Below are 251 nucleotides of genomic sequence, written 5' to 3'. Positions count from 1 at the left end.
ATCGGCGCTGAAGAGCTTAACTGCCGTGTTCGGAATGGGAACGGGTGTGACCTCTTCGCTATCGCCACCAAACATATGAGGAACGTTGTTCCTTCAAAACTAGATAATAAGAAGGTATTTCATTTTTTTAAAAAGCGTTGGTTAAGTCCTCGATCTATTAGTATCAGTCAGCTCCACATGTCACCATGCTTCCACCTCTGACCTATCAACCTGATCATCTTTCAGGGATCTTACTAGCTTGCGCCATGGGA

At 44.6% G+C, this 251-nt stretch carries 2 rRNA genes; both read right to left on the bottom strand.

What is annotated here, in order from left to right:
• A 5S ribosomal RNA gene (rrf, locus tag MPH60_RS27585) occupies nt 1-72 on the bottom strand; the annotation flags it as partial.
• A gap of 65 nt (nt 73-137) precedes the next feature.
• Nucleotides 138-251 (bottom strand): 23S ribosomal RNA (locus MPH60_RS27580); the annotation flags it as partial.

Source organism: Peribacillus sp. Aquil_B1 (assembly GCF_022603275.1).
GTDB lineage: Bacteria > Bacillota > Bacilli > Bacillales > DSM-1321 > Peribacillus.
This window is presented reverse-complemented; position numbering and strand designations above follow the sequence as displayed.